Annotated in this window: 1 protein-coding gene; it reads left to right on the top strand. The window is 49.8% G+C overall.

Annotated features, from left to right (window positions below):
* Nucleotides 1-263: substrate-binding domain-containing protein (locus tag SB756_RS31270; protein ID WP_410913392.1), on the top strand; the 263-nt coding region annotated here is incomplete at both ends.

Genomic DNA, 263 nt, shown 5'->3' on the forward strand with positions numbered 1-263 from the left:
GTACAGTTGATTAATAACTTCGTCAATCAAGGTTATAACGCCATTATCGTTTCTGCGGTTTCGCCTGATGGCTTGTGTCCGGCACTGAAACGCGCCATGCAACGTGGTGTGAGAGTGCTGACCTGGGACTCTGATACTAAACCGGAGTGCCGCTCTTACTACATTAATCAGGGAACGCCCGCCCAGTTGGGAGGTATGTTGGTGGATATGGCGGCGCGTCAGGTGAATAAAGACAAAGCCAAAGTCGCGTTTTTCTACTCAAG

It is taken from the genome of Pseudomonas sp. SIMBA_068 (genome assembly GCF_046534705.1).
Lineage (GTDB): Bacteria > Pseudomonadota > Gammaproteobacteria > Pseudomonadales > Pseudomonadaceae > Aquipseudomonas > Aquipseudomonas putida.